The 14,201-nt window shown below is 52.2% G+C and carries 12 protein-coding genes; 8 read left to right on the top strand and 4 right to left on the bottom strand.

Translation table 11 applies throughout. The features are described from left to right. Position 1 precedes the first annotated feature (1 nt). The 3 genes from citG to HMPREF9469_RS03740 are packed head-to-tail and all read right to left on the bottom strand — an operon-like array spanning position 2 to position 3,436. The gene (gene citG, locus HMPREF9469_RS03750; RefSeq protein ID WP_007859303.1) at positions 2–1,426 is read right to left on the bottom strand and encodes a triphosphoribosyl-dephospho-CoA synthase CitG; all 1,425 of its coding nucleotides are present in this window, start codon (positions 1,424–1,426) and stop codon (positions 2–4) included. A gap of 17 nt (positions 1,427–1,443) precedes the next feature. Beyond that, positions 1,444–2,568, bottom strand: a complete 1,125-nt coding sequence (locus tag HMPREF9469_RS03745; protein WP_007859301.1) for a [citrate (pro-3S)-lyase] ligase — start codon at positions 2,566–2,568, stop codon at positions 1,444–1,446. Position 2,569: 1 nt separating this feature from the next. After that, entirely contained in the window at positions 2,570–3,436 is an 867-nt protein-coding gene (locus HMPREF9469_RS03740; protein ID WP_007859299.1) for a LysR family transcriptional regulator, read from the bottom strand. Positions 3,437–3,719: 283 nt separating this feature from the next. Here HMPREF9469_RS03740 and citD point away from each other — a divergent pair, with 283 nt between their 5' ends. The 6 genes from citD (at position 3,720) to HMPREF9469_RS03710 (ending at position 10,390) form a co-directional block, all read left to right on the top strand. After that, a complete protein-coding gene (gene citD, locus HMPREF9469_RS03735) occupies positions 3,720–4,022 on the top strand; it encodes a citrate lyase acyl carrier protein (RefSeq protein ID WP_007859297.1) in 303 nt (100 codons plus the stop codon). Next, on the top strand, positions 4,019–4,930 hold the full coding sequence (locus HMPREF9469_RS03730) for an aldolase/citrate lyase family protein (RefSeq protein WP_007859296.1): 912 nt from the start codon (positions 4,019–4,021) through the stop codon (positions 4,928–4,930). Before citD ends, HMPREF9469_RS03730 begins: the two co-directional genes overlap by 4 nt. Positions 4,931–4,951: 21 nt before the next feature. Continuing rightward, positions 4,952–6,511 (top strand): citrate lyase subunit alpha, encoded by a 1,560-nt coding sequence (gene citF / locus HMPREF9469_RS03725; RefSeq protein WP_007859294.1) that lies wholly within the window; start codon positions 4,952–4,954, stop codon positions 6,509–6,511. Positions 6,512–6,566: 55 nt separating this feature from the next. After that, a complete protein-coding gene (locus HMPREF9469_RS03720) occupies positions 6,567–7,865 on the top strand; it encodes a CitMHS family transporter (protein ID WP_007859293.1) in 1,299 nt (432 codons plus the stop codon). A gap of 111 nt (positions 7,866–7,976) precedes the next feature. Beyond that, positions 7,977–9,233, top strand: a complete 1,257-nt coding sequence (locus HMPREF9469_RS03715) for an SLC13 family permease (protein ID WP_007859289.1) — start codon at positions 7,977–7,979, stop codon at positions 9,231–9,233. 98 nt (positions 9,234–9,331) lie between these two features. Then, entirely contained in the window at positions 9,332–10,390 is a 1,059-nt protein-coding gene (locus HMPREF9469_RS03710) for a lactonase family protein (RefSeq protein WP_007859288.1), read from the top strand. 98 nt (positions 10,391–10,488) lie between these two features. Here the strand turns inward: HMPREF9469_RS03710 and HMPREF9469_RS03705 are convergent, their stop codons facing one another. Further along, positions 10,489–11,148 carry a Crp/Fnr family transcriptional regulator gene (locus HMPREF9469_RS03705; RefSeq protein WP_007859287.1) on the bottom strand — a complete coding sequence of 220 codons (660 nt, stop codon included), beginning with the start codon at positions 11,146–11,148 and terminating at the stop codon, positions 10,489–10,491. A gap of 250 nt (positions 11,149–11,398) precedes the next feature. Here HMPREF9469_RS03705 and HMPREF9469_RS03700 point away from each other — a divergent pair, with 250 nt between their 5' ends. Both HMPREF9469_RS03700 and HMPREF9469_RS03695 read left to right on the top strand, forming a co-directional pair. After that, positions 11,399–11,881: a (2Fe-2S)-binding protein gene (locus HMPREF9469_RS03700; protein ID WP_007859286.1), complete on the top strand. Its 483-nt coding sequence runs from the start codon at positions 11,399–11,401 to the stop codon at positions 11,879–11,881. Positions 11,882–11,895: 14 nt separating this feature from the next. Continuing rightward, positions 11,896–14,190, top strand: a complete 2,295-nt coding sequence (locus tag HMPREF9469_RS03695; RefSeq protein ID WP_007859285.1) for a xanthine dehydrogenase family protein molybdopterin-binding subunit — start codon at positions 11,896–11,898, stop codon at positions 14,188–14,190. Positions 14,191–14,201 lie beyond the last annotated feature (11 nt).

Genomic DNA, 14,201 nt, shown 5'->3' with positions numbered 1-14,201 from the left:
CTCACCCAAATTCTTTTTCAAACAGATAAATAAAATACGTCAGCGCCAGAAGATCCGCACTTCCTCCCGGACTGATATTGCGTTGTATAAAGTCCCGGTCCAGATCTTCTATATACGCCAGTCCGGCTTTTGCATCTAGTCCAGCTTTTGCATCCTGTCCCTGCATGATTTCTTCCTCCTGAAGCATTTTCCCAAGGTTCCCCTGTATCTCTTTCATCTCCCCATAAGAAGAACGGTTCACAATATTCGTATCCTCCGAGCTTGCTATGATATGTAACAGTGTCATGGCACCGGCGTCATTGATGGAAAACCCTTTTTCCAGATAGTCCTTAAGCACAGGAAGGGCCACCTTTAAAACCGTATGATACCCGGACAGCGCCTCCCCCCTCGCGCCCTTCATTCCATAGAGGGCATACAGGCGCTCACCGTTTGTCCCGGCATTTTCCGCTGTGATATCCTTAAAATCCTCCAGCACATCCTCCACCAGCCTGCGGTTTACCGACAGCAGGTTGTCCTGGGAATAGGGGATCTGATTGGCGTACATATAACCCAGGGAACAGTTCATAATGGCCAGGGAGAAGATAAGACCCTTATGGGTGTTGATATTGTGCGTTGCCTTCATCATGGCATCCTCAGCCTGTATGCCCAGGGAGCGGAGACGGGAGAAGATGCGGGAAAATGATTCATGGCTGTTTTCCATACCGCACAGGGCAAACTTTTCAAAAAAATGGTTCAGGGAAACGGCACTGGCCTCAAAGGTGAAAATATCCATATCTCTGTGGGCGCCCGTATTGCTGCGGTCCACAAGGCCGGGCTTAGGCGTGACGCTGACTTCATATAAGAGGGCCAGCATGGAAAGAGAGGAAAGTTTTTTTGCGTACCTGCAGGTGAAATACTCTTTCATGAGCTGGCATTCCTTATTAAGCAGTTCCTTCACCGTATGGGTTCTGGCCCTGCCGCACACAAATGCGTCCCGGCTGCAGAGCAGGCATTTGCGGACCGGAAATCCCAGCTCGGTCCGGGAGATCTTCCGCCCGTCCGTGTTGATCACGTCAATGTCAAACAGCCGTCCGAAGCTTAAGCTGTCCTCCAGAAGGCAGAGGGTTTCCTTGATAAAACAGAGATCTCCGTCCACGACCCAAAAGTATTCGCAGCCGGTGTGGGCCGTGATGGAACGGGTACAGAGGACCGGAATCTTCCAGGCGTTAAGCTGCGCCCCGATCAGGTCCACTCCCTCATAAAATGTTTCCACAGCCAGGGGAAATACTTTTACCGGCCCCACTATATTAAGGGTAAATGAAATGACCGGAAGATGGTATTGTCCGATCAGAGCTCTCTGCATATCCTGCCTGCGTTCTCTGGCATCCAGCATGTCTAAAAGCGCCGCTTCCCTGCCGACCGCAATCTTGGAACAATCAATATTCATATCGGTAGTCTCTCCTTCTAATAATGGATCACATCATCCTGACTTGTAATGGCCCGGATCACAGGCCCTGCTTCCCCACTGCAAAAATACCTATAAGTGCTGTCGGGAACCAGACCGGCAAGCAGGTCCATGCGGTTCTCCCTGATGGCATTGCGCACAGAGGAGGCGCTGATTGCCGTGCCGTTCGCCTGCTTTCGGGGAATCACGCGGCAATGGATACCGGCCTTTGGAAGCTGGGATTCCATGATTCGGTTGTAGATACCGGTCACCCGGCTGAATGGTTCCTCCCCCACATACCGGCAGGTGATCCCCAGCGTCCCGGCGATCCGGGCAAAGATAGCCAGGTCCAGCCGCGCATGGCTTTCGATCACGGCATCCTCATCCTTTTGAAAGTAGCTGGGAAATGTTGCGTTGCTGATAATATAAGGCCCGCTGTCATGGTAGACCAGATTGTGAATCCCAGCGGTCCCTTCTATGACCAGCCGTTTTCTCACCTGGAAGGGCACAAGGCTGACGTCCTCGCTTACAATAAAAATGTGCAGCAGATCACTTTGTGCAGCCGCTTTTTCGATCAGATACAGGTGGCCCAGGGTAAATGGATTGGCGTTCATGACAATGGCTGAGACCGGTTTGGATCCGGGGGCTGCATCACGGAAGTCTGCACCACGGCAACCTGTACCACGGCAATCTGCACCACGGCAATCTGCACCATGCTGTGCCAGATCACCGCTAAGACCTTTCAGATATTTGTCAAATCCATTCCTCTTATTCTCCATAAACACTACCTGCCCGTCAATCCGGGCAATTTCATAAAATCCCAGATCGTGGAAGAATCTGGCGGCGGAGCATTTTGTATATAGAAATAAATGGGTGTTGCCGCGGAAATACTGTACCTCCATGAGATGGGTCACAATGCGGTTCATCAGCCCTTCGCCCTGATGCAGGCGGCTGACCGCCAAACACCGAAGGGTATTGCCGAAACAGCTTCCCGTGGCAACCAGCTGCATTTTGTCATCAAACAGTCCGCAGGAGTAATCCAGATTGGGATCCCTGCGGATTCCTTCCTGTAACAGCAGCAGATCCATCTGCCGGCTGCCATGAAGGTCGCTTTTAAAAATCCGGGAAATGGTATAGTCGGACATGTCAAACTCCTTTGTTTTCCTGGTTTCGCACAATATTGATAAATGCCTCGGCCTGGGGCAAAGAAAGCGCGGTATCTGTATACATGATATAGGTGGATCGGACAAAGGGCTCCCCATTGGCAAAGGTAAGAGGGCGGATATCGCCGGAAAAGCCGTTCAGGCATATCTCCGGAACAATGGCCCAGCCCAGCCCGCGGGTAACCATCTCCACACAGGTGGTAATATTGTCCACAAAGATGCCGTGCTGCTGAGGCTGTATATTATGTTCGCGCATCCACTGGGCTGTCTCCCGTTCAAATACCATATCTGTTTTTCTCCCAATATATGGAATTTCTCCAAGATGTTTGCCCTTGTCTTTGGCACTGCAGATCGCGCATATATTTTCGCGGTCCAGCAGGACCTTATGTTCCTTCCAGGGATACTCGCCCCGGATGATCGCAACATCGATCAGACCCTGGGCGATCTGCATGTAAATATTCCGGCTCTGGTCCGTGATGACGTGGGTATTTACATGGGGATACTGTTTTCGGTATCGGGCCAGCACATCCGGCAGCTGGTAGAGGGCATAGTTGATGGATATTCCTGCATTTAAGGTGCCGCATACATAGGAACGGCTGATATTCAGCGCCTCCCGCATCAAGGTGAGCTGTCTGGCTGCCTGGGTGGTATATTTAAGCACCTCCTCACCTTCCGGGGTAAAATGGATCCCCTGCCTGGAGCGGATCAGAAGGGTTACACCCAGTTCATTCTCAATGGCGGTGATGCGCTTTGACAGGGATGACTGTGTCACATACAAAAGGTCAGCCGCATGTGTGATGTTCTTTGTTTTTTCCAAAATATCCAATAGTTCAAAATCGCGTTCGTCCATAACCGCCTCCATGATAAAAGTATTTTATTCAATTCTTATAAGGAATGGATAAAAAGAAATATATATTCCATATAAGAATTGAATGAATTGAGAACCATCTGGGAATGAGTTAAAAAATAATGTATTTATAAGACCATTATAATATAAAAAGTAATAATGTAAATAAAAATACGATTCAAAATTGGAATGGTATATTACGAAAAAATTGACTTTTACTTTTGCCTGGAACCGGTGTTTAATAAAGGCATGCAAGAGCAATCAGTCAGGAAAAGGAGAAGAGCTTATGGAAATTCTGAAAACAGCGATCGCGGGCACCCTGGAGTCCAGCGATGCGCAGGTTACGGTGGAGCCGGGAGAGCAGGGGATCGAGCTGACCATTGAGAGCAGTGTGATGAACCAGTACGGGCGCCAGATCAAGGCGGCGGTCCTGGAGACCCTTGACACACTGGGGGTCAGCAAAGGAGTTGTAAAGGTGGTGGACAAGGGCGCTCTGGAGTGCACCCTCAAAGCCAGGGTGCAGTGCGCGGTATACAGAAGCTGCGGCGCAGCAGAAAAAAATATTCCATGGGGAGGTATGGCAAAATGATTCCACGTCCAAGACCACAGAAAAACCGGCTGCGCAGGACCATGATGTTCATGAACGCACAGAAACCGGGATTGATTAAAGATGCGTATATCTATGGAACAGACAGTATCATTCTGGATCTGGAGGATGCGGTGGCCGAGAACCAGAAGGATGCAGCCAGATTCTCCCTGTTTCAGGCCCTGAAACACATTGATTACGGCGATACGGAGGTGATCGTCCGGATCAATGGACTGGATACGCCCCACTGGCAGGAGGACATCCGCTGCGTGGTGGCAGGGGGCGCGGACGGAATCCGCATTGCAAAATGTGAGAGCGCCCAGGACGTGAGGACCGTGGAGGAGCACACGCTGGCAGCGGAACGTGAATTCGGCGTGGAGGAGGGCAGAACCCTTCTGATGGCTGCGCTTGAAAGCCCAAAGGGCATAATGAACGCCTATGAGATCGTGACCGCCTCGGACCGGATGTTCGGGTGCGCCATTTCCGGAGGTGACTTCAGAAAGAGCATGCATGTGCAGATTGAACGCGGCGGCATTGAAATGCTGGCAGCCAGGGGACAGATGCTGCTGGCGGCCAGGGCGGCAGGCGTTCAGTGCTTTGACACCATGTACCCCAACATTGACGATATGGACGGGTTTAAGGAGGAAGTGATCCAGAACCGGAAAATGGGATTTGACGGCAAGAGCATCGTGAATCCCAAGCAGATCCGGTTTGTACATGAGACATTTGCCCCCACTGCCAAAGAGATTGCTTACGCGGAGAAGCTGGTGCGGTCTTTTAATGAACAGGCGGATTCCGGTGTGGGCGTGTATACGGTTGACGGCAAGATGGTGGATATTCCGTTTTTTGAGGATGCGAGGAGAGTGATTGCGCTGGCAAAGGCCTGCGGCGTGTATAAGGGTGATTTATAAAGGGAAAGGATGTGGCGGTCAATGATCAATGCGGTAAAAAGAGACATTCCTGACGAACTTCTTGTAAATGGAAAAGAAGTATATCAGGGCAAATACTATATGGATGGCAAATATGTGAAAAAGGATTCCCCCAACACACGGAGGTTTGTAAAGCCTTTGGAGAGCAAGGTGTGCGGCAGCATCCGAGAAGCATGTGAACGGTGCGGCGCCCATGACGGGATGACATTTTCCTTTCATACTGAATTCAGGGACGGGGATTATGTGGCCGGCATGGTGGCAAAGGTCCTGGTGGAGGAAATGGGATTAAAGGATATTACGGTTGCGGCCACATCGCTGGGCAATGCCCAGGATGTGATCGCAGATTATATAGAAGACGGCAGGGTAATCGGAGTTCAGACGTCCGGGGTCCGGGGGCGGATCGGCGAGGTGATATCCGGGGGCAGACTGAAGACACCTGCGGTCATCCGAAGCCACGGCGGCAGGCCGAGAGCGGTGGAGGCCGGAGAGGTGCATATTGATATCGCGTTTCTGGCTGCGTCTACCTCCGACTGCTGCGGCAATGCCAAGGGCGTGGGCGGAAAGAACAACTGCGGTTCCATGGGATTTGCCATCCATGATTCCCATTTTGCAGACCACACGGTTATCATAACGGATACACTGGCGCCATTTCCCAATCTGCCATCTTCCATATCCGCCATTGATGTGGACTGTGTGTGTCTGGTGGATGATATCGGTGATGCCGGTAAGATTTCCACAAAAGAGGCGCGTATGACGGATAACCCCAGGGAACTTATGATGGCCGAGCATGTGGCGGATGTCATTGCCGCAACACCGTATTTTAAGGATGGATTTTCCTTCCAGACAGGTGTGGGAGGACCGTCCCTGGCGGTGAACCGGTTCCTGGAGGAGCATATGCTGGAAAAGAATATCCGGATGAGCTTTGCACTGGGCGGGACCAGCAGTGCGGTCTGCCGTCTTCAGGATAAGGGGCTGATGGAGCACATTCTGGATACCCAGGACTTTGATCAGGGGGCGATCGACCACATTTTTAAGAATCCCAACCACCATGAGACGGACTTGAGTGAGTACGCCAATCCGGCCAATAAAGGCGCTTATGTAAATAAACTGGATTTCGTGGTGCTGTCCGCCCTGGAGATCGATACGGATTTTAATGTGAACGTGATCACCGGCTCGGACGGGGTGCTGCGGGGCGCGCCGGGAGGCCATCCGGACACGGCGGCCGGAAGCAAATGCTGTATCATTGTCACACCTCTTACCAGGGGGCGTATGGCCACGGTCTGCGATGAGGTGGTGACGGTTACCACGCCGGGAGACTGTGTGGATGTGCTGGTGACGGATTACGGCATTGCCGTGAACCCGCTGCGCCGCGACCTGATCGACTGCCTGGATGCCGCCGGGATCGCCCATGTGACCATAGAGACGCTGCGGGATAAGGCATACGGCCTGGTGGGAACACCGGACCGTCTGGAGTGGGAAGACCAGGTAGTGGCTGTTGTGGAGGCCAGGGACGGCACCATTCTGGATGTGGTGAGAAAGATACGCCCGCTGCACCTGGATTAAAGCGTGGCAGACTATGGAATAATGGTGTACACTAATATAAACGGGGGATTTACACATGAATTTAGCAGTAATTGGATTTATCTTGATGTTTGTGCTGATGTTTGTTTTGATCAAGGATAAGCTGTCGCCTCCGGTTGCATTTATACTGCTGCCGCTGATCGCGGCAGTAGCCGGCGGATTTGGGATCGAAGCCATCAGCGGGTTTGTGAAGACCGGTCTCAATACAATGCTCAGTACGGCTGTTCTGTTTATTTTTTCCATTTCTTATTTTACGCTGATGTCTAATGAGGGGCTATTTGATCCGATCATCCATTTCCTTATCAAACGGGTGGGGAACAATGTTACCACCGTGCTGTTTGCAGTGGTTATCACTACCTTTGTGGCACATCTGGACGGCTCGGGCGCAACCACGTTTTTGATCGTGGTTCCCGCATTCCTGCCGATCTGCAAGCGGCTGAAGGTCCGGCCGGAAGCTTTGCTTGGAACCATGTGCGGCATGTACGGTGTTATGAATATCGTTCCATGGGGCGGTCCCACCATGCGTGCGGCTTCCGTGATCGGGATCGAGGTTTCAGATTTGTACCAGTTTATCATGCCCTCTGTTGCAGCGCTGGCGGTGATCGCATTTGGGATCGCATTTGTGATCGCCCGGATCGAGATACATAATGGAGCCGGAGCTGATAAGGATGATACGGCGGCTGACGAGAAAGGGGCAGGCGAGGGCACTGCCAAAAGAAAGAAACTCTATTGGTTTAACCTTGGGCTTACGGTCCTGATGCTGGCGCTGTTATTTGTGGATATCGGCCTGCCTCTGCACCTTATTTTTATGATCGCATTCTGTATTGCGCTGACTGTGAATTACCCCAACACGGCGGAACAGACAAAGCAGCTTAAGAGCTATGCCGCGTCCGCCATGATCATGATCATGACACTGTTTTCCGTGGGTATTTTTATGGGCGTGATCAAGGATTCCGGCATGGTGGAGGCTATGGCTGCCGCGATCGTGGGCATTCTTCCGGCCGGAGTGGCACCCCATATGCACTGGTTTATGGCCTTGTTTGCGGTTCCCCTTATTATGATCCTGGGAACCGATGCATTTTATTATGCACTGATGCCCATTATACTGGGCGTGGTGGAACAGTTCGGGATCTCGCCGGAAGTGGTGGCAGCCACCTTTTTGCTGACTGCAACCCTCGGCACTCCCATCAGCCCCAGTGTGGCTGCGGTCTATGTGGGCCTTGGCCTGGCGGACAGCACCATTGGCAAGCATATCAAATATTCCCTGCGTATCCTGTGGCCGGCCAGTATCCTTCTTCTGGTTGTCTCTACATTGATCGGTGTAATCCGGTTCTGACCATGCAAATGGCACACGCTGCAGTACATGTTACATCATGGGTCAAAGCAGTCATTGCAGTACACAACTGGCCCGGGCTTTGGTCCGGGCGGCTTTGGAAGGAGTATATATATGGTATTTCAGGCAATTGCGCTGCTGTTTCTGGCCGCAGCCATTGTATTGGGTTTTGTGAGAAAGATTAATGTGGGCATCGTGTCGCTGGGCCTGGCATTTGTTCTTGGGATGATCGGCGGCGTGGATACCAAAGTGATATTTAACGGGTTTCCCAGTAAGCTGTTTATCACGCTTTTAGGCACCATGTTTTTCTTCTGCCTGCTGCAGGAGAACCATACGCTGGAGCTTTTGTCAAAGAAGATGGTGACCCTGGTGGGAACGCATGTTTATCTGATCCCGGTAATCATCTACGCTGTTTCCTACGGCCTGTCGGCGGCCGGGCCCGGGGCGATCTCGGTGCAGTCGGTAATGATCATATTCGCGGTTTCGTTGGCAGTCCAGATGGATACGTCACCTGTGCTCATGGCATGTATGGCCATCCTGGGGGCGGTGGGAGGGACTGCCTCGCCCATCGCATTATCCGGTATCATTGTGACGGACCTGACGGCCGAATTCGGTTTTTCCGGCATGGCGGCGCCGGTGTTTGCAGGCGTTACCGCTGCAAACCTCCTCTGCGCAGTACTGCTTTATGTGGCCTATAAGGGGTATAAGCTAAAATCAGATCATGCCGTATCTGCCTCGGATCTTCCTGCCTTTAACCGTCAGCAGAAAATGGGCATTGCAGCCATTCTTGTGCTGGTCATTGCGGTTGTAGGCTTTCAGTATGATGTGGGGCTGGTGTCATTTGCCCTGGCGCTGGCGCTGATCCTGATCGGGGCGGTGAATGAAAAGGCGGCCGTCCGGCTGGTTCCGTGGAGCGTGCTGATCCTGATCTGCGGTGTAAATGTGCTGATGAGCGTGACAAAGGAGATGGGCGGTATTGAGCTGCTTTCCAATCTGCTGGCCTCCATGATGAACCAGGTGACGGCCGCTCCTCTCATTGGTCTGACGGCCGGTATCATGTCCTGGTTCAGCTCTGCCAATGGTGTGGTGCTTCCCACTCTGATCCCCACGGTGCCGGATATTGTATCCAATGTGGGAGGCAGCACCAGTGTGCTGGAGATGGTCATGTCGATTGTGGGAGGGGCAACCGTGGCCGGGATCAGCCCTCTGTCCACGGGCGGAAGCCTGCTTCTGGCCTCTTATACCCAGGAGACGGATGCATCGGAAAAGGTGCAGCAATCTCTGTTTGCAAGACTGTTTGCCCTGTCGTTTTCAGCGGTTATGGTGATCGTCATATTCGCCCTTGCGGGGGGATTTAAGCTGTTCTGCTGATTAGGCCGCGAAGCGGGTGTACAGATGGAATACAGGCGGCGTACAAATAGCAAACAAATGGCGGAAAAAAATTTCAAACACGATCTAGGAGGATACATATGGACAGATTTGCATACGTGGGCTGCAGGACCACGAAGGAACGGGGCGCCAGGGGCAGAGGGATCCAGGTTTTCAAAATCCATGATTCAGGAAAATGGACCAGGCGCCGGACCGTGGGAGACCTGGTCAACCCATCCTACCTCTGCATGGACCGGACAGAACATTTTCTCTACACCATACATGGAGATTTCAGTGAGATCACCTCCTTTTCCATGGACAGGGAGACAGGGGAACTAACCCGGCTTAATACGGTATCTACCGGAGGAACCAACCCGGTTCACCTTTCGGTGGACGCATCCAACCGCTGGGTATTTGTGGCTAACCTGCAGACAGGGACTGTGGCGGTCATTCCCAGAATGGAGGACGGAACGCTGGGGGAACGGAAACATTTATATACGATCCCCGGTGTGAAGACGGGGGACGTGTCCCATCCCCATCAGGTGGCTCAGGATGAAACGGGCGCTTATCTCATCGTATCCTGCCAGGGACGTAAGGCAGGATTCGGACAGGTGGTGGTTTTCAGGATCCATTGGGAAACAGGAGAACTGGAGAAGACCTGCACGGTGCGCTCCCGTGAGATCGCGGAACCGAGACATTTTGTGATGCGTCCGGGCAACCGGTTTGGGTATGGAGTGAACGAGAAGGACTATTCAGTGACCTGTTATGCATTTGATGCCGCGCAGGGGCTGCTGACACCCAAACAGATCCTGCCTACCCTGCCGGACACCTATACCGGAGACGGCTGGGCCAGCGGTATTGTGATGGATCCCCTGGGAGAGTACGTGGTCGTATCCAACCGGAAGCATGACAGCCTGACCAGCTTTCGCATTGACCCTGAAACCGGCATGCTCACCTTTGCGGACTGCGTGAAAACCGGAGGACAGCAGCCCAGGTTTATCACCGTATCCACCGGGGATAACCGGATCCTTGCGGCCAATGAGCTGTCGGATACACTGGTGGAGTTTGAACTGGACAGGAGGAGCGGAAAGCTTATGCCGGTGGGGGATGTGATCCACACGGAGAGCCCGGTGTGCGTGATCTTCACCCGCCCATCATGACCGCCCGGTCACGTGAATTGCCGATGGATGCAGCGGTCTAATATAGAAATCCCCACAGTTTCAACATGGACTGCGGGGATTTTTGTTATGCTTTATGATTACAAATGACAATAATTCCGAAGCTTTCCCAGATCCTTGATCACAATCGACCGGTTGCCTGTCTCGATGATCCCCTCCCCCCGCATCTGGCCGCACATCTTAGCCACCTGGGCGCGGGAAATGTTGATGGACGCGGCAATTTCTTCCTGCGTCATGGAAATCCTGCCCTTTTCCCTGTATTCGGGCGTATCTGTAAAGAGATAGAGAAAATTGGCAAAGCGGGCCGTCAGATTGCTGATTCCCAGGTTCCCGGAATGGTAAGTTACCTGGCGCAGGACTTTTCCGTAATATAATACCAGGTCATAAGCAAATTCCGGGTCCTCCTCCAACATCTTTTTTAAAATATCCGCGTTAAAGGGGAGGACGTGGATATCGGTGACGCAGGAGATACTGACCACGGACTTTAGGGTTGGGATCACACAGTCCATTCCGATCAGGGTATTCTTTTTCATGAAATCAATAATGCGGTCATTACCGTCATAATTGGTCATATATACCTTGGCAATGCCGTCCGCCAGGTAGTACATCCAGTCGCTGGTATAGCACTGTCTGCACAGATCAGTTCCCTTTTTTACGTTCAGGGGAGGCGGGCAGTACCGTTCAAACATGTTCTTGTATTTAATAAAATCATCCTCGAAAACAAAACTGATGTTCCCCATGCTGATCCTCCCAGGCATCCATGTACAATATATATAACTAAAATAATATTATAACAAATAACAGTGTGCCATTCAAGTAAAAAATATATAATAAGACAGGAGAAAAATGTCTACATATAGACAATAATACACAAAAAACCTTCGTCCCCATGATAGAATATTTTCTTGGTTGGAGATATGATTGTCATATATTTAACTAGCAACTGCCTGTTGCTGGATGTACAAATATATGTTTGAAAGGAGGATTATAATGGGCAGCGAATTGACTCTGAAGATTAATGGGGAAACGTATGAGTTTACCATTGGGCGGAGGCTGGGCCAGATTCCGGAATCCGAGACACTTTTGGAGACTCTGCGGGAGAGGATTGGACTGACGGGAACCAAGATGTCCTGCGGACAGGGGGCATGCGGATGCTGTGCCGTACTCATGGACGGGAAAGCGGTGGCATCCTGCATCACGCTCACAGCGGAATGCGGCGGAAAAGAAATTGTTACGATTGAGGGCTTAAGCGATCCGGTGACAGGAGAACTGGACCCGATCCAGGAAGCATTTCTGTCCCACAGTGCATTCCAGTGCGGATTCTGCACGCCGGGCATTATCATTGCGGTAAAGTCCCTGTTAAATAAGAATCCCAACCCGACAGAGGAAGAGATAAAGGATGCCCTGTCGGGCAATTACTGCCGCTGCATCAGCCATTACCAGGTGATCGAAGCAGTGAAGTCTATTTTGTAAAGGAGGGAATAAGAATGTCTGAATACCGTCATATTGGAAAAGTGCGCCGCCGCCAGGATGGACGTGCGATCGTGACCGGAAAGGCTGTTTACTGTGATGATATAAAAATACCCAATGTCCTATACATGAAAGTATTGCGTTGCCCTTACCCTCATGCGGAGATTGTTTCCATTGATACCTCAAAGGCAGAGGCCATGCCCGGGGTGAAATCCGTCATGACCTACAAGAACGCGCCGGCATGGAAGACGGGCGTTCCCGCCCACCGTCCGGTGATGGATCAGCATCTGCGTTTTACAGGTGATGTGGTGGCAACGGTGAGCGCCGTGAGCAATGACATTGCGGAGGAAGCGCTGGAGCTGATCGAGGTGGAGTATAAGCAGCTGACTCCTGTATATGATGTGGAGGAGGCCATCAAGCCGGGTGCGCCTGAAGTGTACCGGGCAGAGGATAACATCGAATCCAAGGGGTACCACTACGAGAACAACTGTCTGCCTCCCGGCAGCTATTTTGAGGGAAATGATCCGCCATTTTATTATATCCGCGAGGGAGATGTGGAAAAGGGCTTTGAAGAAAGCGATGTGGTGGTGGAAGGCAAGGTTTCTTATGACAAGCCGTCCTTCCCGGGAGCACCCGAGGTTCCGTTTATCGCGGCCAGATGGGAAGATGATTCCCATGTAACCGTATGGGCGTCCTCGCAGGGACCGAACATGGTTGCCAAACCATTGGGACTGACCATTGGGGCGCACATTTCCACCATCACCCCTAACGTGGGCGGAAGCTACGGCAACAAGGACAGCTTGAGCTATACCAGTATGCTTGTGGTAGCGGCATCAAAGGTGGCGGGAGCCGCCGTTAAATTCAACATGACAAAGGAAGAGCATCTTCTTACATATGAGCGCCGCCTCAGCAACAAGTTTATCGGCAAGATCGGAGTTAAGAAGGACGGCATGATCCATGCGATCAAGGGCGACTGGCTTGTGAGCACCGGCGTTGGCTCCGAGCTGACCCAGGGCCAGGTAGCGGAAGGCCTGGGCGAGCTGAACCTGGTTCTCAACCAGACACCTAACTGGGACGTGACTGCCAAGGTGGTGGTATCCAACCTGACCCCGGTGGGCATTGCCAGAGGATTTGGGGGACAGGAACTAAAATCCTGTGCCCTCCATCTGCTGAACCGGGCATTAAAGCAGATCGATATGGATCCTGTTACCGTCTTTAAGAAGAATTTCTGCAAGGCGGGGGACGAGTATTATTGGAGAACCGGACACAAATACAGCAATCCGGTGATCGACTACACCAAGTGCTTTGATGTGGCGGCGGAGAAATTCGGATGGTACCAGAAGTGGAAAGGATGGGGCAAGCCCACCAGAGTGGAAGGTAACAAGGCGTACGGCGTGGGCTTCAGCCTTCACAGCAGCGGTGATCCACAGAGTGACGAGACATTTGCATATGTGCGCCTGGAAAATGACCAGGTGACCGTACACTGCGTTATTTCGGAATGCGGCAACGGCGAGCGTCTGGCCATTGCAAAGGTGGCGGCAGAGGTGTTAAACGTTCCCATGGAAGCAGTTACTGTGGTGCAGGCCGACAACGGCACCAACCCGGCTGATTTCGGACTGGCCGGTTCCAGAGGAACCATCACTGGCGGCGCGGCAGTTGGAAGAGCGGCTGCAGAGGCCAGAAAGAAGCTGCTTGAGGAAGCGGCTCCCGTGATGGGATGCAGTCCCGAGGAACTGGATACAAAGGATATGATGATATTTAAGAAGGATGACCCGTCCAACCGGATTCCATGGCTGCGGATCTGTCCTCTGTATTATTCAATCACAGGTACAGGCGGGATCGAGGGAGATTTTAACCACAACAACTGTGTCATGATCTTTGTGGAAGTGGAAGTGGATCTGGATACCGGACTGGTAAAGGTAGTGGACGTACTGGGCGCATCCGATGTGGGACAGATCGTGAACCCCATCGAGCTGAAGATGCAGTTTGAAGGCGGCCTTGGATCTGCGGGTCTGGATACCGCGCAGCTGGAAGCGCATGTGCTGGATCCTGTGCTGGGACGTATTATGACTCACAACCTGATCGATTACAAGTGGAGGCCCTTTAATGAACTTCCCCATTTTGATACATCGATCCTGGAGTCCCAGTTCCCCACAGCCCACCCGTTCGGCGCCATTGGAATCGGTGAGATAACCGGAGCAGGAGGACCGCCGGCCGTACTGATGGCCATTGAGAACGCCATCGGAGGAGCGGAGATCAACGAGTATCCGGCAACGCCTGACCGGATTCTGAAAGCACTTGGAAAAGCTTAAGGGGAGGTGAA

This window comes from [Clostridium] citroniae WAL-17108, assembly GCF_000233455.1.
Lineage (GTDB): Bacteria > Bacillota > Clostridia > Lachnospirales > Lachnospiraceae > Enterocloster > Enterocloster citroniae.
The sequence above is the reverse complement of the archived record's forward strand: the minus strand, read 5'-3'. Positions and strand labels throughout refer to the sequence as shown.

Excerpts from the sequence above, each read along its gene's own strand:
- HMPREF9469_RS03705 (WP_007859287.1), bottom strand. The coding sequence starts at position 11,148 with ATGGGGAACATCAGTTTTGTTTTCGAGGATGATTTTATTAAATACAAG.
- citG (WP_007859303.1), bottom strand. The coding sequence starts at position 1,426 with ATGAATATTGATTGTTCCAAGATTGCGGTCGGCAGGGAAGCGGCGCTT.
- HMPREF9469_RS03730 (WP_007859296.1), top strand. The coding sequence starts at position 4,019 with ATGATTCCACGTCCAAGACCACAGAAAAACCGGCTGCGCAGGACCATG.
- HMPREF9469_RS03710 (WP_007859288.1), top strand. The coding sequence starts at position 9,332 with ATGGACAGATTTGCATACGTGGGCTGCAGGACCACGAAGGAACGGGGC.
- HMPREF9469_RS03715 (WP_007859289.1), top strand. The coding sequence starts at position 7,977 with ATGGTATTTCAGGCAATTGCGCTGCTGTTTCTGGCCGCAGCCATTGTA.
- HMPREF9469_RS03695 (WP_007859285.1), top strand. The coding sequence starts at position 11,896 with ATGTCTGAATACCGTCATATTGGAAAAGTGCGCCGCCGCCAGGATGGA.
- HMPREF9469_RS03720 (WP_007859293.1), top strand. The coding sequence starts at position 6,567 with ATGAATTTAGCAGTAATTGGATTTATCTTGATGTTTGTGCTGATGTTT.
- HMPREF9469_RS03700 (WP_007859286.1), top strand. The coding sequence starts at position 11,399 with ATGGGCAGCGAATTGACTCTGAAGATTAATGGGGAAACGTATGAGTTT.
- citD (WP_007859297.1), top strand. The coding sequence starts at position 3,720 with ATGGAAATTCTGAAAACAGCGATCGCGGGCACCCTGGAGTCCAGCGAT.
- HMPREF9469_RS03745 (WP_007859301.1), bottom strand. The coding sequence starts at position 2,568 with ATGTCCGACTATACCATTTCCCGGATTTTTAAAAGCGACCTTCATGGC.
- HMPREF9469_RS03740 (WP_007859299.1), bottom strand. The coding sequence starts at position 3,436 with ATGGACGAACGCGATTTTGAACTATTGGATATTTTGGAAAAAACAAAG.
- citF (WP_007859294.1), top strand. The coding sequence starts at position 4,952 with ATGATCAATGCGGTAAAAAGAGACATTCCTGACGAACTTCTTGTAAAT.